This is a genomic window from Dietzia sp. UBA5065 (genome assembly GCA_002415925.1).
GTDB lineage: Bacteria > Actinomycetota > Actinomycetes > Mycobacteriales > Mycobacteriaceae > Dietzia.
The window spans coordinates 1-18,145 of sequence record DIAZ01000014.1; the positions used below are offsets into that span (position 1 = coordinate 1).

General features: G+C 74.7%; 17 protein-coding genes and 1 tRNA gene. 12 read left to right on the top strand and 6 right to left on the bottom strand.

Annotation, left to right across the window (positions count from 1 at the left end):
* On the bottom strand, positions 1 to 528 hold a 528-nt coding region (locus B4M60_RS01180), incomplete at its 3' end, for a DinB family protein (protein WP_291079581.1).
* 99 nt (positions 529 to 627) lie between these two features.
* Here B4M60_RS01180 and B4M60_RS01185 point away from each other — a divergent pair.
* Genes B4M60_RS01185 through B4M60_RS01205 form a run of 5 tightly spaced genes read left to right on the top strand, consistent with a single transcriptional unit; the run spans position 628 to position 5,937 of the window.
* The gene (locus B4M60_RS01185; RefSeq protein ID WP_291079534.1) at positions 628 to 1,626 is read left to right on the top strand and encodes a helix-turn-helix transcriptional regulator; all 999 of its coding nucleotides are present in this window, start codon (positions 628 to 630) and stop codon (positions 1,624 to 1,626) included.
* A 10-nt stretch (positions 1,627 to 1,636) separates the two neighbouring features.
* Entirely contained in the window at positions 1,637 to 3,430 is a 1,794-nt protein-coding gene (gene menD, locus B4M60_RS01190; RefSeq protein ID WP_291079535.1) for a 2-succinyl-5-enolpyruvyl-6-hydroxy-3-cyclohexene-1-carboxylic-acid synthase, read from the top strand.
* Positions 3,427 to 3,903 (top strand): DUF3592 domain-containing protein, encoded by a 477-nt coding sequence (locus tag B4M60_RS01195; RefSeq protein WP_291079536.1) that lies wholly within the window; start codon positions 3,427 to 3,429, stop codon positions 3,901 to 3,903. Before menD ends, B4M60_RS01195 begins: the two co-directional genes overlap by 4 nt.
* A 37-nt stretch (positions 3,904 to 3,940) precedes the next feature.
* Positions 3,941 to 5,191 (top strand): glycosyltransferase family 4 protein, encoded by a 1,251-nt coding sequence (locus B4M60_RS01200; RefSeq protein WP_291079537.1) that lies wholly within the window; start codon positions 3,941 to 3,943, stop codon positions 5,189 to 5,191.
* A gap of 56 nt (positions 5,192 to 5,247) precedes the next feature.
* A complete protein-coding gene (locus B4M60_RS01205) occupies positions 5,248 to 5,937 on the top strand; it encodes a demethylmenaquinone methyltransferase (protein WP_291079538.1) in 690 nt (229 codons plus the stop codon).
* Positions 5,938 to 6,612: 675 nt separating this feature from the next.
* Here the strand turns inward: B4M60_RS01205 and B4M60_RS01210 are convergent.
* Positions 6,613 to 7,890, bottom strand: coding sequence for a geranylgeranyl reductase family protein (locus B4M60_RS01210; protein ID WP_414646699.1), 1,278 nt, complete (start codon positions 7,888 to 7,890; stop codon positions 6,613 to 6,615).
* A gap of 135 nt (positions 7,891 to 8,025) precedes the next feature.
* On the opposite strand from B4M60_RS01210, the gene B4M60_RS01215 reads away from it, so the two are divergent.
* Positions 8,026 to 9,069 carry a polyprenyl synthetase family protein gene (locus B4M60_RS01215; RefSeq protein WP_291079540.1) on the top strand — a complete coding sequence of 348 codons (1,044 nt, stop codon included), beginning with the start codon at positions 8,026 to 8,028 and terminating at the stop codon, positions 9,067 to 9,069.
* Positions 9,070 to 9,317: 248 nt separating this feature from the next.
* Here the strand turns inward: B4M60_RS01215 and B4M60_RS01220 are convergent, their stop codons facing one another.
* From B4M60_RS01220 to B4M60_RS01235, 4 genes are all read right to left on the bottom strand, one after another.
* Positions 9,318 to 10,412: a sulfate/molybdate ABC transporter ATP-binding protein gene (locus B4M60_RS01220; RefSeq protein WP_291079541.1), complete on the bottom strand. Its 1,095-nt coding sequence runs from the start codon at positions 10,410 to 10,412 to the stop codon at positions 9,318 to 9,320.
* Entirely contained in the window at positions 10,405 to 11,193 is a 789-nt protein-coding gene (locus B4M60_RS01225) for an ABC transporter permease (RefSeq protein ID WP_291079542.1), read from the bottom strand. Before B4M60_RS01225 ends, B4M60_RS01220 begins: the two co-directional genes overlap by 8 nt.
* A complete protein-coding gene (gene modA / locus B4M60_RS01230; RefSeq protein ID WP_291079583.1) occupies positions 11,190 to 11,882 on the bottom strand; it encodes a molybdate ABC transporter substrate-binding protein in 693 nt (230 codons plus the stop codon). The genes B4M60_RS01225 and modA overlap by 4 nt, the downstream gene beginning before the upstream one ends.
* Before the next feature lie 64 nt (positions 11,883 to 11,946).
* The gene (locus B4M60_RS01235) at positions 11,947 to 12,441 is read right to left on the bottom strand and encodes a YajQ family cyclic di-GMP-binding protein (protein ID WP_291079543.1); all 495 of its coding nucleotides are present in this window, start codon (positions 12,439 to 12,441) and stop codon (positions 11,947 to 11,949) included.
* 119 nt (positions 12,442 to 12,560) lie between these two features.
* Between B4M60_RS01235 and B4M60_RS01240 the strand changes: the two genes are divergently transcribed.
* The 6 genes from B4M60_RS01240 (at position 12,561) to B4M60_RS01270 (ending at position 18,122) form a co-directional block, all read left to right on the top strand.
* Positions 12,561 to 12,643, top strand: a tRNA-Tyr gene (locus B4M60_RS01240).
* 227 nt (positions 12,644 to 12,870) lie between these two features.
* Positions 12,871 to 13,887 carry a polyprenyl synthetase family protein gene (locus B4M60_RS01245; protein WP_291079544.1) on the top strand — a complete coding sequence of 339 codons (1,017 nt, stop codon included), beginning with the start codon at positions 12,871 to 12,873 and terminating at the stop codon, positions 13,885 to 13,887.
* Positions 13,884 to 14,786: a phytoene/squalene synthase family protein gene (locus B4M60_RS01250; RefSeq protein WP_291079545.1), complete on the top strand. Its 903-nt coding sequence runs from the start codon at positions 13,884 to 13,886 to the stop codon at positions 14,784 to 14,786. Before B4M60_RS01245 ends, B4M60_RS01250 begins: the two co-directional genes overlap by 4 nt.
* The gene (crtI, locus tag B4M60_RS01255; protein WP_291079546.1) at positions 14,783 to 16,447 is read left to right on the top strand and encodes a phytoene desaturase family protein; all 1,665 of its coding nucleotides are present in this window, start codon (positions 14,783 to 14,785) and stop codon (positions 16,445 to 16,447) included. The genes B4M60_RS01250 and crtI overlap by 4 nt, the downstream gene beginning before the upstream one ends.
* Entirely contained in the window at positions 16,444 to 16,821 is a 378-nt protein-coding gene (locus B4M60_RS01260) for a lycopene cyclase domain-containing protein (RefSeq protein WP_291079547.1), read from the top strand. The genes crtI and B4M60_RS01260 overlap by 4 nt, the downstream gene beginning before the upstream one ends.
* On the top strand, positions 16,818 to 18,122 hold the full coding sequence (locus B4M60_RS01270; protein WP_349679602.1) for a prenyltransferase: 1,305 nt from the start codon (positions 16,818 to 16,820) through the stop codon (positions 18,120 to 18,122). Before B4M60_RS01260 ends, B4M60_RS01270 begins: the two co-directional genes overlap by 4 nt.
* Positions 18,123 to 18,145 lie beyond the last annotated feature (23 nt).

Genomic DNA, 18,145 nt, shown 5'->3' on the forward strand with positions numbered 1-18,145 from the left:
AGATGTGTATAAGAGACAGTGGTGGATGACCTCGCGGTTGATGTGCAGGACGAGCGCGGCCATCGGGTACTCGGCCCAGTGCCCCTCGGACTCGCCCACGGGCCGGGCGAGCCCGTCCGGGTCGAGCTGCCGCACACCGTCCATCCATCCGGCGTAGGTCCGGTCCAGCTGGGCGAGTCCGCCGGCGGCGTCCCCGGCGTAGCGGTGGGTCATGTAGTCGTGGGGTGGCCCGCCGAAGTGGGAGTGCCACCGGGCGCCCAACACCCCGACGACGAGGTGGCCGATCCGCCACGCGATGGTCGTCAACGGGGCGGGCCGGGGTTCGGGGTGGGCGAAGTCGATCGTGACGTCGCCGACCCCGCCCTGCACCCCGGCCCGGCCGGTGCCCCGCGGTCGCACGTCCCAGGTCCGTTCGTCGGGGGCGGGGGAGAAGTGGTACTCGTCGTCCGTCAGTCCCTCCAGTCGCGGGCGGAGGTGGCCGTTCCAGTGGAAGTCGAGCTGCTCGACGAGCTGGTGGGTCCAGTCGATGGTCACGGGGTCTCCGATCGGTGTCGCGGTGGGCCGTCCACCACAGCGTCGCAGCCATTCAGGACGGAATCCGTCCTCTGTCGGTGCGAGACTGGCGGCATGGCCGAGGACCGGACGCCCACCACCCAGCGCGTGCTGGGGTTGCTCGATCTCCTGCAGCGACGCGCCGTGTGGTCCGGGCCCGAGCTCGCGGCGGAGTTAGGGGTCACCACCCGCTCGGTGCGCCGGGACGTCGATCGGCTGCGCGACCTGGGGTACCCCGTCGAGTCCGAGCGCGGGGCCGGGGGCGGCTACCGGCTGGGGGCGGGCCGCCGGCTGCCGCCGCTGCTGCTGGACGACCGCGAGGCCGTCGCCGTGGCGATCGCGCTCCGCCTGGCCGCCGGGGGAGCGGTGGCCGGCGTCGGCGAGCACGCGCTCAGGGCACTGACCAAGCTCGACCAGGTCATGCCGGGCAGGCTCCGCGAGAGGGTCGCGGACGTCACCGAGTCGATGGTGGCCGTCCCCGGCGACGACGCCCGGGTCCAACCGGAGATGCTGATCGAGCTGGGACACGCTGTGCGAGGGACCGAGCAGGTACGGCTGGACTACCGGGACCGCGCCGGACAGGACACCGAGCGCCGGGTCGAGCCGTACCGGATCGTCGTCCTGGGCCGCCGCTGGTACCTGCTGGCCTACGACCCCGAGCGGGCCGACTGGCGGACCTTCCGCCTGGACCGCATCCGGGCCGTCCATCGCAGCCGCTGGCGCTTCACCCCCCGCCCGGACGTGCCCGACCCGGCCACGCACGTCCAGCGCGCGGTGGCCGCCGCCCCCTACCGGCACCGGGCCAGAGTCGTGGTCCACGCGACCGCCGACGAGGTCCTCGAGCGCTTCCCGCCCGGCTTCGGCACCCTCACCGCGCTGCGACCGGTCGACCACCCCGAGGGGCCCGCCTGCCGGTTGGAGACCGGGGCCGCCGACCTCGACGAGCTGGCCTGGTACCTCGCGCGGCTCCCGGGCCCGTTCGTCGTGGAGTCGCCGGACGGGCTGCGCGCCGCGCTCGCGGACATGGCTGGGCGGTTGACGCTCGCGGCCGGCGCGGCGACCCCGCGGGATTAGGCTGGAGGCGATGAACCCCGGACGCAGCACCCCGAGCAGCAACCCGAGCACCGCGCAGGCGCGCGTCCTGGTCGACGAACTGATCCGGCACGGGATCACCGACGCGGTCCTCTGCCCGGGCTCGCGCAGCGCCCCGCTCGCGCTGGCACTGGCGGCCGCCGAGCGGACCGGGCGGATGCGGCTGCACGTGCGGATCGACGAGCGGGGCGCCGCGTTCACGGCCCTCGGGTTGGCGCTGGGGTCCCGGCGGCCGGTCCCCGTCGTCGTCACCTCGGGCACGGCCGTGGCCAACCTCCATCCCGCGATGGTCGAGGCCGCCCACTCCGGCGTGCCGATCCTGGCCCTGACCGCCAACCGCCCGCCCGAGCTGCGCGGCACCGGCGCCAACCAGACCATCGACCAGGTGGGGCTGTTCGGCCCGCACGCCCGCGCGGTGATCGAGGTGGGCGCGGCCGGCGACCCGGTGACCGAGCACCGGCACTGGCGGTCGGCGATCGGCCGCGCGATCCTCACCGCCACCGCCCCGGCCCACCCCGGCCCGGTGCAGGTCGACATCGCCTTCCGCGAGCCGCTGGTGCCGGGCGAGGGCGACGAGGAGTTCGTGGTGGGGCCCCGGCACGCCGGGGACGACGACGAGGGGTCGCCCGGCGACGGTCCCCGCGGACTCCCGGAGGGGCGTCCCGGCGGCCGCCCGTGGGTCCAGCGCGCCGGGGCGGGCGTCGACTCCGAGCCCGCCCACTCCGCCGTGGCCGTGGACCTCACCCGCCCGACGCTGGTCGTCTCGGGCGTGGGGGCCCGGCCCGTGGCGGGTCTCGTGGGGGTGCCGACCGTCGCCGAACCCGGGGCCCCGGTCCCGCTGCACCCGGTCCACCCGCTGGCCCTGCCGGCCCTGCACCCCGAGCAGGTGATCGTCACCGGGCGGCCCACGCTGCACCGCGCGGTCACCCGGCTGCTGGCCGACCCGGACGTCGACCTGGTGATCCTCGACGCGGGCCCCAACGCCCCCAACCCCACGGGCAGCGCGGCCGAGCTCGCCGACTCCGTCCTCACCGGGTGGGGCGTCGACGCGGAGTGGACCGCCCTCACGGCCGGTGCCGACGCCCGCGCCCGCGCCGCGGTGGACCGGGTGTTGGACCGCCACCTGGAGTCCAAGACGCCCACGGGCCTGCACGTGGCGCGGGCCGTCGCGCGCGGGGTGCGGGGCGGCGACACGCTGGTGGTGGGCGCCTCCAACGCGGTCCGCGACCTGTCCCTCGTGGGGCCGCTGGACCCGGACGTGTCCGTCCACGCCAACCGGGGCGCCTCGGGCATCGACGGCACGGTGTCCACCGCGATCGGGGTCGCCCTGTCCGCGCCGGGCCGCACCGTCGCGCTGCTCGGCGACCTCACCTTCCTCCACGACCTCTCCGGGCTCCTGCTGGGGCCCCGGGAGGCGCACCCCGACGACCTCACGATCGTGGTGGCGGACGACGACGGCGGCGGCATCTTCTCCCTCCTCGAGCAGGGCGATCCGCGACTGGCCACCGACTTCGAGCGGGTCTTCGGCACCCCGCACGGCGCGGACCTGCGGGCCCTCTGCGCGGGCTTCGGGGTGCCCTTCACCGACACCGACCCCGCCGGGCTCGAGGTGCTCCTCGCCGAGACCGCGCCCCGGGTCGAGCACCGGCACATCGTGCCCGCCGGGCTGCGGGTCGTGCGGGTGGCCACCAGCCGCGTGGGCCTGCGGGACCTGCACGCCACGCTCCGCGCCGAGGCGCTGCGGACGGACGCGCCGGGGTCCGGCGCCGCCGGGGACGGCAGGTGACCGTGACGATGACCGGGCGGCAGGCCCGCCGCGCGGCACTGACCCGGCGGATCGTGCGGGTCGTGGCCGTGCTCGTGGCCGCGTTCTCCCTGCTGACCGCCGGCCTCATCCTGATGGCGTGCATCGTCAACGACCTGCGGATCGACCAGGACCTGGGCAGCGCGACCGCCACCGTCACCGAGGTCACCGCCCGCCGCTCCGCCGTCGAGTTCGACGCCGGCGGACGGCAGGTCAGGCCTGTGACCGGCGTGCTCTACCCGACCGGGCTCGTCGAGGGGCAGCGGGTGCAGGTGGAGTTCCGCCGCGCCAACCCCGACCTCGTCCGCGTCTCGGGCCGAAGCTGGACCGTCGCCGTCCTGCCCGCCCTGAGCGTGCCCGCGATCGCCGTCCCCCTGTCCGCGCTGGCCTACGCCGCCGCGTCACCGAGGGTTCACCGCCCGGCCCCACGAATTCCCCGCACCGACCCCCGGTGATCACCGGGCCGTCGCCGGGCCCGGACACAGTGGGGGCGTGCGCGTAGCCATCGTCACCGAATCGTTCCTGCCGAACGTCAACGGCGTCACCAACTCCGTCCTGCGGATCCTCGAGTACGCCCGGCGCCACGGGCACGACTGCCTGGTGGTGGCCCCGTCCGGGACCGTCGGGTTCTGGCACGGCGCCGCAGACGCGGTCCGCGCCCACCCGCTGATCAGCGCCATGGCGCCCCTGCTCGGCGGCCCGGATTCGGGGGCTCGCGACCCCGACCACCACCTCGGCTACCCCGTCCACCGCGTCACCGCCGTCAGGGTGCCCGTGGTGTCCTCGCTGCCGCTGTGCGCGCCCAGCCCGAGCGTCTACAACGCCCTGCGGGACTTCGGGCCCGACGTGGTGCACCTGGCCTCGCCGTTCGTCCTCGGCGCCGCCGGGGCCGCCGCCGCCCGCGCCCTGGACGTCCCCTGCGTGGCGGTCTACCAGACCGATGTGGCCGGGTTCGCGAGCTCGTACGGGGTCGGGGTCATGGCGGACGCCGCCCGGGCCTGGACCCGGGCGATCCACACCACGTGCGACCGCACCCTCGCGCCGTCCTCCGCCGCGATGGCGGATCTGGCGGGTCACGGCATCCCGCGCCTGTACCGGTGGGGCCGGGGCGTCGACTCCGTGCAGTTCTCCCCGTCCCGCCGCAGCGGGGCCCTGCACCGGCTGTGGTCCCCGGAGGGGCGGCCCGTCGTGGGCTTCGTCGGCCGCCTGGCCCCGGAGAAACACGTCGAGCGACTCCAGCCCCTGGCCGACAGGTCGGGCCCGGACGGGGACCTGACCCTCGTCGTCGTCGGCGACGGCCCCGACCGCCCCGCCCTCCAGGCCGCCATGCCCCACGCGATCTTCACCGGCGAGCTCCACGGCGAGCAGCTCGGGCAGGCGTACGCCACGCTCGACGTGTTCTGCCACGCCGGGGAGTTCGAGACGTTCTGCCAGGCGATCCAGGAGGCGCAGGCCTCGGGCGTGCCCGTGGTGGGGCCCGACCGGGGCGGCCCGCGCGACCTCGTCCAGGCCGGCGTCAACGGGTACCTGCTCGACCCGCAGCGGTACGCCGCGGAGATCTCCCGGACCGTCGACCTGGTGCTGGCCGACCACGCGCGACTGGCCGCGGCCGCCCGCGCGACCGTCGAGGGCCGCACCTGGGACGCCGTCTGCGGTCAGTTGTTCGACCACTACGGCGCCGCGGGCGCCCGCTCGGCACCCGGCCGGGTCGGCCTCGGGCGGGCCTCGCGGGTGGTGGCCTGAGCGCCCGCCCCGGCCGGTGGGGGTCCGCGGCCCGGTGGCGGGGTAGCGTCGACCCCGTGTCCCGTGCCGATCTCGACAAGCAGCCCCGCGACGTCGCGTCGATGTTCGACGGCGTGGCCAAGCGCTACGACCTGACCAACACCATCCTCTCCGGGGGCATGGATCACGTGTGGCGCCGCCGTGCGCGGTCCCTGCTCGCGCCCCGGCCGGGGGAGCGGATCCTCGACCTGGCCGCCGGCACCGCGGTGTCGACCGTGGAGCTGGGCAAGTCCGGTGCGTGGTGCGTGGCCGCGGACTTCTCGCTGGGCATGCTGCGCGCCGGTGCCGGCCGCGACGTGCCCAAGGTCGCCGGCGACGCCATGAGGCTGCCGTTCGCGGACGAGTCCTTCGACGCCGCGACCATCAGCTTCGGCCTGCGCAACGTGCAGGACACCGCCGCGGGCCTGCGCGAGATGGCGAGGGTGGTCAAGCCCGGCGGGCGGCTGGCCGTGGTGGAGTTCTCGACCCCCGTGTTCCCGCCGTTCCGTGCCGTGTACATGAACTACCTCATGCGGGCGCTGCCGAAGATCGCCACGAGCGTGTCCTCGAATCCCGACGCGTACGTCTACCTGGCGGAGTCGATCCGCGACTGGCCGGACCAGGAGACTCTCCGCTCCCTCGTGGAGGCCAACGGCTGGGAGCGCTGCAGCGTCACCAATCTCACCGGCGGGATCGCCGCTATCCACCTGGCCCGCCGCCCCGCCTGAGCCCCCGCCCCCGGGTGCGCTGCATGTTTGCCCACCTCCCCGCCCCGCCCCGCCCCAGCCCCCGGTTGCGCTGCGTGTTTGCCCGGTTTGGGGCGGCTTGCGCTGGGGGTGTGGTCCATTCGGGCAGCGCTGGGCAGAGAGGCAGCGTAGGCCGGGGCGGGCTGGGTGGAGTGGGGTTGGCTGCGCTGCGTCTCGGCCCGCCCAGCCCCCCTGGCTGCGCTGCGCCTTTGCCCACCGCCCCGCCCCGCCCCCCTGGTGCGCTGCGTGTTTGCCCGGTTTGGGGCGGCTTGCGCTGGGGGTGTGGTCCATTCGGGCAGCGCCGGGCAGAGAGGCAGCGTAGGCCGGGGCGGGCTGGGTGGAGTGGGGCTGGGTGCGCTGCGCCTTCGCCCACCGCCCCACCCAGCCCCCCTGGGTGCGCTGCGCCTTTGCCCACCGCCCAGCCCAGCCCCGGCGGGTGCGCTGCGTGTTTGCCCGGTTTGGGGCGGCTTGCGCTGCGGGTGTGGTCCATTCGGGCAGCGCTGGGCAGAGAGGCGGCGTAAGCCGGGGCGGTTGGCGGGCAGAGAGGCAGCGTAAGCCGGGCCGGGTGGCGGGCATAGGGGCAGCGTAAGCCGGGCGGGCCGGGCCGGCCGGGTGGCGGGCAGAGGGGCAGCGTGAGTCGGGGGCGGGGCGGGTTGATCAGTCGGCGAACAGCGGGCGGCGGTCGAGGCGGCGGGCGATCGACCCGGCAGCGCGCCAGCCCCGGGCCACCACGTCGCGGTCCGAATCCGCCACCGTGTTGGACATGCAGCGCACCGCCGCGGTCATCAGCGCCTGCGAGCGCATCCCGACCGGCCCGGCCAGCGGCAGGAACTGCGGCAGGGTGAGCAGGCGGGCGGCGTCCCGCGCGATCGCGAAGGAGCGGCCGTACGTGCTCCGCAGCAACTCAGGCCAGGCCCGGGTCAGGTCCCGGCCGGCGCGGCCCGAACCGGCAACCGCTCCCGAGCAGATGAGTTCGGCCAGCAACCGGCCGCCCTCGAGCGCGTAGTCGATGCCCTCGCCGTTGAGCGGGTTCACGCAGGCGGCGGCGTCGCCGACCGCAGCCCAGTTCGGCCCGGCCACCCCGGAGACCGCCCCGCCCATCGGCAGCAACGCCGAGGTCACCGAGCGGGGCTCCCCATCCAGCGCCCAGTCGGCGCGGACACTACGGGCGTAGTGATGTAGGAGGTCCTTGACCGCGACGCCCGCCGGCCGGGACGAGGTCGCGAGGGCGCCCACCCCGAGGTTGACCTCGCCGTCACCGAGCGGGAACACCCACCCGTACCCGGGCTGGATGGCCCCGGCCTCGTCGCGCAGTTCGAGATCGGACCCGATCCACGGATGATCATGCCTGCCGGAGCGGACGTACGAGCGCGCCGCCACGGCATACACCGTGTCGCGATGCCACGTCCGACCGAGCATCCGGCCGACGGGCGAGCGGACGCCGTCGGCCAGCACGAGCGTCCGGCACGCGATGCGATCGTCGCCGGCCCGGACTGCGGTCACCTCGCCGTCGTCGCCCCTCTCCACGCCGGTCACCCGCACGCCGTCGACCACCAGGGCGCCCGCGTCGACCGCCGTCTGCCGCAGCCGGTCGTCGAACACCGTGCGCCGCACCGCCGAGCCGACCCCGCCGTGCTCGCCGGCCGGCCAGGGCACGCGCCGGGAGCGGCCGAAGCCCCGCAGTTCGAGGCCCTCGATGGTGATCCGGTCCCGAGCCCACGAACCCAGGCCCAGCCGGTCCACCTCGAGCATCGCCCGCGGCGTGAGGCCGTCGCCGCAGGTCTTGTCCCGTGGGAAGGTCGCGGCGTCGAGCACCGTGACCTCGCGCCCGGCGCGGGCCAGCCACGTGGCGGTGGCGGAACCGGCAGGGCCGCAGCCCACCACGAGGACGTCGGTCGAGGCGGGAAGGGGCGGCCGTGACTCCATGCGCACCATGGTGGCAGGTCGGTGCCCGCCGGGGTCGGCGGCACCTCGGTCGGGGTGGGGTTCCGCAGCCCGTGGCCGGGGACCGTAGTCTGTCGTGAGGGTCGGTCGGAGCCGGCCCGCACGAGGCGACGAGGACGAGTGGGGATGTCGAGCGATTCTGTGACGACCGGCACCGCGGAGACGGCGCCCGGCCACGTGGTGGCGGGCGTGGACGTCGGCGACGCCGACCTCGCGGCTCTGCTGAGGGACCGGCTCGTCGAGGTCGAGGAGCTCCTGGTGGGCAGGCTCGAGACCGGCGAGGACTTCCTCTCCGAGGTGGCCCTGCACCTGGTCACCGCCGGCGGCAAGCGCTTCCGGCCCGTGATGACGCTCCTCGCGGGCGAGCTGGGCCCCGAGCCCGACCGCGAGCGACTGGTCAAGGCCGCCGTGGTGTGCGAGATGATCCACCTGGCGACGCTGTACCACGACGACGTGATGGACGAGGCGAGCATGCGCCGCGGCGTCGAGTCCGCCAACAGCCGCTGGGACAACTCCACCGCGATCCTCGCCGGCGACTTCCTGTTCGCCCACTCCTCCATGCTGCTGGCGGACCTCGGGCCGGCCGCCGTCCAGCTCATCGCGCAGACGTTCGCCGAGCTGGTGACGGGGCAGATGCGGGAGACCGTCGGGCTTGGGGAGGGCGACGCAGACGAGGCGAGTCACTACCTGCGGGTGATCTGGGAGAAGACCGGGTCGCTCATCGCGGCTGCCGCCCAGTTCGGTGGCGAGTACTCGGGCGCGGACGCCGAGCAGATCGGGCACCTGCGCCGGTTGGGGGACGCGGTGGGGATCGCGTTCCAGATCGCCGACGACATCATCGACATCGCCTCGCCGTCCGAGGACTCGGGCAAGACGCCCGGCACGGACCTGCGCGAGGGTGTGCACACGCTGCCCATGATCTACGCGCTCGAGCCCGGTTCCGCCGACGGCGGCAGGCTGCGGGAGCTGCTGGGCCGGCCCCTGGACGACGACGCCGAGGTGGCCGAGGCGCTGGAGTTGCTCCGCGGTTCGGACGGCATGCGTCGCGCCCGGGCCACGCTCGAGCAGTACGTGTCCGACGCCATGACCGAGCTCGACGCGTTGCCGGCCGGCCCCGCCAACGAGGCGCTGCGCCGGCTGGTGCGTTTCACGGTCGATCGCGTCAGCTGACGGGCCCCGGCGTGACTGCCGAGTGAGGCTGACGGGCGTCGGCGTGACTGCCGATAGCGTCAGCCGGCGCGGCCGACGGCGTCGCGGGGCGATCGGGTGGCAGCTCCCGTGGGTTTGGTAGCACCCAGCGTGCCCTGACCGCCGATCGAGCCCCGTGGCTGCGACAAGAATCGCCGTGTGTGCGACCAAACCCTCCGCTTGACCGGCAGGGGCGGGGTGGGGCGGAAATCAGCAGAACTCAGCCTGGATCAGCGGGGATGGATTTTAACTGTGGAGGCGTCCACGAGGAGGGTCACGGGAACGCCCGGTGAGAGGAGATTGGTGGCGGCGTGGCGGCTGGTGATCTCCGCGTCGACGCGCTGCCCGTCCCGGAGGATTGCGGTGACCCGCGTGAGCGCCCCTGCCGGGGTGAGGCTTGAGATTCGTGCCGGCAGGGAGTTGGCGGGGTGGCAGGAGACGTGTGTGTCGAGGGTGCCGCAGGGGTTGGTGACGTGGACGGCGACCGCCCGCGGATCGATGGTCGCGAACGCGTCTGCCCCCGGCCGCCAGCCGGAGGGAGGGCGGACCCCGATGAGGTCCCCGCCGGGGGTGCGGAGCCCGTCGTCGAGGGCCGTCCCGTACAGGAGGGACACACCGGAAAGGCGGGCGACGAAGTCGGAGCCCGGGCGGGAGAGGACGTCCTCGACCGTGCCGGATTGGACGACGCGGCCGGAGGCGACGACGACGACGAGGTCCGCCAGCGCCCACAGGTCCAGTGGATCGTGGGTCACGATGACCGTCGTGCGTCCGGAGAGCCGATCGGCCAGGACCCGCCTCATGTCGGGCGCGGCCTCCACGTCCAGGGCGGCCAGCGGCTCGTCGAGCAGGATCAGGTCCGGATCCACGGCGAGCGCCCGGGCGAGCGCCACCCGCTGGGCCTGACCCCCGGACAGCTGGTGGGGCCTGCGCGAGGCGAGGGCGGCGAGGCCCACCGCGTCGAGTTCGGTGCGGGCGCGCGTGAGGGCGCGGCCGAGGCCGCGGGCGCGGGGGCCGTACGCCACGTTGTCGAGGACGGTCAGGTGGGGGAAGAGCCCGGGATTCTGCTCGAGGGAGACCACGCGACGGCGGTGCGCGGGGACGTGGGTCCGGGGCGAGCTGACGGTCTTGCCGTGGAGGCGGACCGACCCGGAGTCGGGGCGCAGGTGCCCGGCCAGCAGCAGGAGGGCCGTGGACTTGCCCGCGCCGTTGGGGCCGACGATCGCCAGCCGTCGTCCGGTGGGGACGGAGATGAGGAGCTCGACGTCGCGGGCGTCGACGCGGCAGTCGAGGTGGGTGGCCGGTCCGGCGGGCGGGCGGTCAGCCACGGACCACCGCCCGGCGTACGACCGCCGAGGCCGCCATGAGCAGGGCGGCGGAGAGGATGAGGAGGAAGGCCAGCGCGAGGGCGGTGTCGGTGTCGGCCTCCCGGGTCAGGTAGATCTCCAGCGGCAGGGTGCGCGTGGTGCCCTGCAGCGAGCCGGCAAAGGTCAGGGTGGCGCCGAACTCGCCGAGCGCGCGGGCGAAGGACATGGTGGCGCCGGCGGCGAGGGAGGGCAGGACGAGAGGCAGCGTCACCGTGCACAGGACGCGGCTCGGCGAGGCGCCGAGGGAGGCGGCCGTGCGCTCCAGCCGGGCGTCCACCGAGCGCAGGGCGCCCTCCAGCGACACCACGAGGAACGGCATGGCGACGAACGTCTGCGCGATCACCACGGCGGCGGTGGTGAACCCGATCTCCACGCCCAGCACCGACAGGTGCCTGCCCACCACACCGGTGCGGCCGAGCGTGACGAGCAACGCCAGGCCCGCCACGACCGGCGGCAGGACCATGGGCAGCGCGGTGACGGTGCGGGCGAGCGCGGCCAGCGGCCCGTGGCTGCGGGACAGCAGCACCGCCAGGGGGGTGCCGACGAGGACGCACAGCAGGGTGGAGAGCGCGCACGTGCGCAGGCTGAGCAGCGCGGCCTCGCGTGCGGACTCGGAGGAGAGCAGGAGCGGGAGGTCCGCCCACGGCAGGCGCACCGCCATGCCGAGCAGCGGGACGGCGGCGAGCAGCACCGCGAGCGTCGCCAGGACGAGCAGCCACCGGGGCAGCGGGGGCCGGGTCACGGCGGGCCGAACCCGAAGGAGCCGAGGACGGCCCTGCCCTCGGCGCCCGTGACGGCGTCGACGAAGCCCCGCGCGAGCTCGGTGCGCTCGAGCGCCGCGACGGCATACCGGTTGGGGTGGACCTGCGCCCCGGCGATCTCGACCCGCTCGACCCGGTCGCCGGCGGCGGTCGCGTCGGTGACGTAGGCGATCCCGGCGTCGGCCTCGCCCGAGGCGACCTTCCCCCGCACGTCGGTGGCGCCGGACTCCTCGCTCACCGGGCGCAGCGCCACCCCGGCCGCGCGGGCCAGCGCGAGGGCGGACGCCCCGCACGGGACCGCCGGCGCGCACACCACCAGGCGGCTCCCGTCCAGGGAGCCGTCGAGTCCGGTGATCCCCGCGGGGTTCCCGGGCGGGGTGAGGAGCGTGAGGACGTTGGTGGCGAAGACCTGGGGATCGTCGGCGACGAGGCCGGCCGCGCGGGCCCGGTCCATGGTGGCGGTGTCGGCGGAGGCGAGCACGTCCGCGGGGGCGCCGCCGGCGATCTGGTCGACCAGGCCGGAGGAGCCGCCGAAGGACAGGCGGACCCGGACCCCGGGGTTGTCCCGCTCGAAGTCCTCGGCGATCTCGGTGAAGGCCCCGGTGAGCGAGGAGGCGGCGAAGACGGTGAGGGTCCGGGAGGCCTCGTCGACCGCACACCCCGCCAGCATCGTCGCGCCCACCAGGGCGACCGAGGCGGCGCCCACACCGGTGCGGGAGGTCACCGGAAGGGGGTCACCGGTAGTTGGTGAACTGCAGGGCGACCTCGAGATCGGCGTTCTTGAGCAGCGAGATGCACTCCTGGAGGTCGTCGCGCTTCTTGGACGACACGCGGATCTCCTCGCCCTGGATCTGCGCCTTGACGCCCTTGGGGCCCTCGTCGCGCAGGAGCTTGGTGATCTTCTTGGCGTTCTCCTTGTCGATGCCCTGCTTGAGGGAGCCGACCAGCCGGAAGGTCTTGCCCGACGGCATGGGCTCGCCCACCTCGAGCGCCTTCATGCTGAGCCCGCGGCGGACCAGCTTCTCGATGAACACGTCCTTGGCGGCCAGGACGCGGTCCTCGGAGTTGGCGACGATCTCCACCGCGTCCTCGCCCTTCCACTCGATGGTCGCGTCCGTGCCGCGGAAGTCGTAGCGGGTGCCCAGCTCCTTGGCGGCCTGGTTGAGCGCGTTGTCCACCTCCTGGCGGTCGAACTCCGAGACGATGTCGAACGAGGACTCCGAGGCCATGGACGCGCTCCTTACGTGGGGTGGGTCGATCCCGGCCAGGCTACCCGCCCCACCCGCCCCCGATTTGGCACCGGGGGTCACCGGCGTTGTATCGTGTCGTAGCGCCCTCAAGGGTGCACGCCAGATTGCCCGAGCGGCCAAAGGGAGCGGATTGTAAATCCGTCGGCTTAGTCCTACGTTGGTTCGAATCCATCATCTGGCACGCGGGACCCCTGCCACAAGCGGGGGTCTTCGTGCATTTCGGGGCGGCGCGGGAGTGGTCCGGTGGGTGGCCCAGTGAGCGGCACTGTGCGATCGTGGTCTCCGGCCGCCTGCCGAGTCCGGAGGCGCAGTTTCTCGTCGAGGAGAATCGAGGTGAGACGTATCCACGCCAGCGCCGGCTCCGAACAACCAGACATGACACTGGTATCGGTAACCGCAGCCCACCGGATGACCGCCCGGGACCTGCCGGAGGGCCTCGGCCCCGCCGTCGAGGACTGGGTGACGGACCTGGGCCGCAGCACCCGCTCCGGCAAGGGGATGCGCTCCGCGCTCTTCGACGCGGTCTACGCCCGCGCCGGGGGCGGCGACGAGGCCGTGCGCGCCAGCGCGACCCAGGCCCTCGAGTTGCTGCACGAGGCGTTCCTCGTCCACGACGACCTGGCGGACGGCGACGACCTGCGCCGCGGCGAACCGAACCTCCAGGGACGCACCAGGGCCCGGGCCGCGGAACGGGGTGCGTCGGCGGAGACCGCGGGACACCTGGGGATGGTCGGCGGGCTGCTCGGCGGCGACCTGCTGCTCGTGGCGGCGATGGGGGAGTTCGCCCGCCTCCCGGTTCCGGCTCCCGTGCTCCGCCGCGCCCTCGAGGAGGTCGAGCGGGCGGTGGTGGCCTCGATCGCCGGCGAGTACGCGGACGTCCACGGGGCCGCCGATCCTGAGCCCCCGACCCGGGATCGCGCGCTGGCGATCGGCGCCGCCAAGACCGCGGCGTACTCGGTGGTCCTGCCGCTGGTGCTCGGGGCGGTGCTGGCGGGCGCGCCGGAGGAACTGATCGACCCGCTGCGTGAGACCGGCCGCCACCTGGGCACCGCCTACCAGGTGATCGACGACGTGCTGGGCGTGTTCGGCGACCCCGCCGTCACCGGCAAGTCCAACGAGGGCGACCTGCTGCGGCGCGCGCCGACCGTGCTGCTCGCCCACGCCGCCGCGACCGACGCCTGGCCGGGGATCGACGCCGCGCTCGGCGGGGCCGACACCGGCGGGGTCGACACCGGCGGCACCCGTCCGGACCCCGCCACGGCCCGGGAGCTGCTGCGCGCGAGCGGGGCCCGCGAATATGCTCTGGGCATCGCCGAGGACCTGGTCACCGCCGCCCGCGCCGCCCTGGACTCCCCGGCCGTCCCGCACGACCTGCGCGCCGCGCTCGACGCCCACCTGGCCACCGCCCTCGAGAGGACCCGATGACCCCGCAGAGCCCGCACGCCGAGTTCACGGAGGCCGCCCGGAAGTGCAGCGAGGTGATCCTGCGCCGGTACTCGACCTCCTTCGCCCTGGCCTGCCGCCTGCTCGCCCCCGACACCCGGCCGCACGTCGCCGCGATCTACGCGTGGGCCCGCGTGGGGGACGAGGTGGTGGACGGCGCCATGATCGACGACCCGGCCGGCGCCCGCGAGCTCATCGCGGAGGCGCGCCGCCGCACCCACCGCGCGATCGAGCGGGGCCTGGACCCGGACCCGGTCACCCACGCCTTTGCCGACACCGCCCGCCGCTTCGGGATCGACGCCCGGCTGATCGACCCCTTCTACGACTCGATGGAGGCCGATCTCGACGTCACCGAGCACACCGAGGAGTCGCTACGCCGCTACATCCACGGCTCGGCCGAGGTGATCGGGGAGATGTGCCTGCGGACCTTCGCGGGCGGGGGGCTGGGCGACGACGACGAGACGGCCGCCGGGGCGCGCGCACTCGGTGCGGCGTTCCAGAAGGTGAACTTCCTCCGGGACGTCCGGGAGGACTCCTTCGACCTCGGTCGTAACTACCTGCCGGGACGCGACCCGCGGGCGCTGACGGACAGGGACGTGCGGGAGTTGGCCGACGACGTGGACGCCGACCTGCGGGTCGCCCGCGCGGCCATCGACAGGATCCCCGGGCGCGACCGGCTGGCGGTGCTCGCCGCCCACGACCTGTTCGCCGAACTCAACGACCGCCTCCGCGCCGCCGGCGCCGCCGGCGCCGCCGGGGTGAGCGCGGGCCGTGTGCGGGTCCCGAACCCGGTCAAGCTCGCCGTGATCGGCCGGGCCGCCGCGGGTCGCGGTAGCTCCGGGCATGGGCGTGCCCGCTCCGGTCGGGCGGTCGCCCGATGAGCGCCCGGCAGGCCCCCGGGGGTCCCGTCGTGGTGGTGGGGGGCGGCATCGCCGGCCTGGCGAGCGCCGCGCTGCTCGCCCGGGAGGGCCGGGACGTCACGCTGGTGGAGGCCACCGACGCCGTCGGGGGCCGCGCGGGAAGCTGGTCGAGCGGCGGCTTCCGCTTCGACACCGGCCCGTCCTGGTACCTCATGCCCGAGGTGTTCGACCACTTCTTCCGCCTCTGCGGCACCTCCGCCGACGAGCAGCTCGACCTGGCGCGCCTGGACCCGGGGTACCGGGTGTACTTCGAGGGGCGCCAGGAGTCCGTGGACGTGCGCTCGGACCGCGCCGCCTCCACCGCGCTGTTCGAGTCGCTCGAGCCGGGCGCCGGGCGGGTGCTGGGCAGGTACCTCGACTCGGCCCGCACCACCTACGAGCTGGCGCTGCGCCGGTTCCTCTACACCAACTTCACCTCGTACCCGGCCCTGGTGCGGCCTGACGTGCTGCGGCGCGCGGGGACGCTCGTCGCGCGGTTGGCGCAGCCGCTGCAGTCGTACGTGGCGCGCCGGTTCACCGACCGCCGCATCCAGCAGATCCTGGGCTACCCCGCGGTGTTCCTGGGGTCCTCGCCGTACCTGGCGCCCTCGATCTACCACCTCATGAGCCACCTCGACCTCACCGACGGCGTGCTCTACCCGCGCGGCGGGTTCACCGAGGTGATCGCGGCCGTGCGGCGCGTGGCGGAGGCGCAGGGCGTGCGCATCCACACCGGCACCGAGGCGGTCGAGCTGGTCACCGCGCCGGGTAGCGGCGCCGGCCGCCCGGGCGGCCGCGGGTTCCGGCGGGCACGGGCGCAGGTGACGGGGGTGCGCGTGCGCGACCGGGACGGGCTCGAGCGGACGCTCCCAGCCGGCCTCGTCGTCGGCGCCGCGGACCTCCACCACCTCGAGACCCGGTGGCTTCCGGAGGAGCTCCGCACCTACCCGCAGTCCTACTGGGACTCGCGGACCCCCGGGCCCGGCGCGCTGCTCATGCTGCTCGGCGTCCGCGGCGAGCTGCCGCAGCTCGCGCACCACACCCTGCTGTTCACCGAGAAGTGGGAGGAGGGGTTCGACGCCATCTTCGGGGAGCGGACCCACATCCCCGACCCCGCCTCGCTCTACGTCTGTCGGCCCAGCGCGACCGACACCGACCCGGCCACCGGCGTCGCGCCGGAGGGGCACCAGAACCTCTTCGTGCTGGTGCCGATCCCCGCTGATCCGGGACTCGGCCACGGCGGCGTGGACGGCGACGGCGACCCGCGGATCGAGGCCGCCGCCGACCGGGCGATCGCCCAGATCGCCGACTGGACGGGGATTCCCGACCTGGCCGAGCGGATCGTGGTCCGCCGCACGATCGCCCCCGCGGACCTCGAGGCGGACCTCGGCGCCTGGCGCGGCACGGCGCTGGGCCCGGCCCACACGCTCGCGCAGAGCGCGTTCTTCCGGACCCGCAACGTCTCCGCGCACGTCGACGGGCTCTACTACGCCGGCGCCTCGACGATCCCCGGGATCGGGCTGCCCATGTGTCTCATCAGCGCCGAGCTGGTGCTCAAGCACGTCCGCGGCGACACGAGCACCGCGCCCGTGGCCGAGCCGGGCGGCGGCACGGTGTTCGACAGAGCAGTGTCCGACCGGTGATCGGGCTGGCCTACCTGGCGGTCCAGGTCGTCTCGTTCGCGGGCGTCGTGGTGATCGACCACCGCTGGAGGCTGGCGGCGTTCCGCGCCCCGGCGGCCACGGCGCTCTCCGTCACGGCCGCCGTCGCCCTGTTCCTCACCTGGGACGTGCTGGGCGTGCGCAGCGGGGTGTTCTTCCGCGGCGTCACCGACTTCATGTCCGGGCTGACCGTGGCGCCGGAGATCCCCGTCGAGGAGGTCGTGTTCCTGACGTTCCTGTCCTACCTCGCCCTGGTCTGCGCGACGGGCGCGGCCGCGGCCGTCGAGCACCTGGCCCGCCGGCGCTCCGGGGCCGGCGCGGACCCGCTGTCCGGGACGGCGGGGGAGCGCCCGTGACCGGCCTGTACACGACCCTCAACCTCACCATGTCCATCCCCGTGGTGGCGGCCGCGCTCATCGCCGCGTGGCGCCTGCGCGGGGCCGAGCGGCGCCGCTGGCTGGTCGGGGTGGGCGGCTCGCTCGTGGTGATGCTCGTCCTCACCGCGGTCTTCGACAACCTCATGATCTCCGCCGGTCTGGTGGCCTACGACGACGCCCTCACCAGCGGGATCCGGCTCGGCGTGGCCCCGATCGAGGACTTCGCCTACGCCGTGGCCGCGGCCGTGTTCGTGCCGTCGGTGTGGGCGGTGCTCACCGCGGGGTCACCGCGTGGTGCCGGGGCGGTGAACCCGACCGTGTCGGGCCGCGGGGACGCCGCGCTGGCGGGTGTCGGCACCCAGGGACCCCGCGACGACGACGCGGTCCGCACCCCGGAGCGGCCCGCGTCGCCGGGTCTGCTGACCACGCTGTTCTGGTCCTCCCGGCCGGTGTCGTGGGTCAACACCGCCGCCCCGTTCGCCCTGGCCTACTTCCTGGCCACCGGCCGGTTCGACCTGCTCGGCGTGATCGGGACCCTGTTCTTCCTGGTGCCGTACAACCTCGCGATGTACGGGATCAACGACGTCTTCGACTACGAGTCCGACATGCGTAACCCGCGCAAGGGCGGCGTCGAGGGCGCCGTGCTCGAGCGGTCGCGGCACCGCGCCACGCTGGTGGCGTCGGCGGTGACCACCGTGCCGTTCCTGGTGTACCTCGTGGTGGTGGGCTCGGGGGTGTCGTCGCTGTGGCTGGCCGCGAGCGCGTTCGCGGTGATCGCCTACAGCGCCAAGGGGCTGCGGTTCAAGGAGATCCCGTTCCTCGACTCGGTGACGTCCGCCTTCCACTTCGTCTCCCCGGCGATCGTCGGCTGGACCATCGCCGGTGCGGAGCTGACCGGCGGGGTGTGGGGGTGCCTGATCGCGTTCATGCTGTGGGGCGCCGCGTCCCAGGCGTTCGGGGCCGTGCAGGACGTGCGCTTCGACCGCGAGGCGGGCCTCAAATCGGTCGCCACGGTGCTCGGCGCGCGGGCCGCCGTGTGGTTCGCGCTGGCCTGCTACGCGGCGGCCGTGGTGGTCCTGCTCGCGGCGGCGCCGTGGCCGGCCTCGGGGGCCGCGTTCGCGATCCTGCCGTACCTCGCCACCGTGGCCGCCTACACGCGGGTCACCGACGCCGACGCCGAGCGCACCAACGAGGGGTGGAAGCGCTTCCTGGTGCTCAACATGCTGGCCGGCTTCTGCGTGACGCAGCTGATCCTCTGGTCGGTGCTCGTCTGGTCCTGACGCGCCCGGACCTCGTCGACACG

What these genes read in the sequence shown, in the direction of transcription:
- B4M60_RS01210 (WP_414646699.1), bottom strand. Translation starts at nt 7,890, where the DNA reads ATGGTGCGCATGGAGTCACGGCCGCCCCTTCCCGCCTCGACCGACGTC.
- B4M60_RS01250 (WP_291079545.1), top strand. Translation starts at nt 13,884, where the DNA reads ATGACCCCGCAGAGCCCGCACGCCGAGTTCACGGAGGCCGCCCGGAAG.
- B4M60_RS01215 (WP_291079540.1), top strand. Translation starts at nt 8,026, where the DNA reads ATGTCGAGCGATTCTGTGACGACCGGCACCGCGGAGACGGCGCCCGGC.
- menD (WP_291079535.1), top strand. Translation starts at nt 1,637, where the DNA reads ATGAACCCCGGACGCAGCACCCCGAGCAGCAACCCGAGCACCGCGCAG.
- crtI (WP_291079546.1), top strand. Translation starts at nt 14,783, where the DNA reads ATGAGCGCCCGGCAGGCCCCCGGGGGTCCCGTCGTGGTGGTGGGGGGC.
- B4M60_RS01185 (WP_291079534.1), top strand. Translation starts at nt 628, where the DNA reads ATGGCCGAGGACCGGACGCCCACCACCCAGCGCGTGCTGGGGTTGCTC.
- B4M60_RS01245 (WP_291079544.1), top strand. Translation starts at nt 12,871, where the DNA reads ATGACCGCCCGGGACCTGCCGGAGGGCCTCGGCCCCGCCGTCGAGGAC.
- B4M60_RS01235 (WP_291079543.1), bottom strand. Translation starts at nt 12,441, where the DNA reads ATGGCCTCGGAGTCCTCGTTCGACATCGTCTCGGAGTTCGACCGCCAG.
- modA (WP_291079583.1), bottom strand. Translation starts at nt 11,882, where the DNA reads ATGCTGGCGGGGTGTGCGGTCGACGAGGCCTCCCGGACCCTCACCGTC.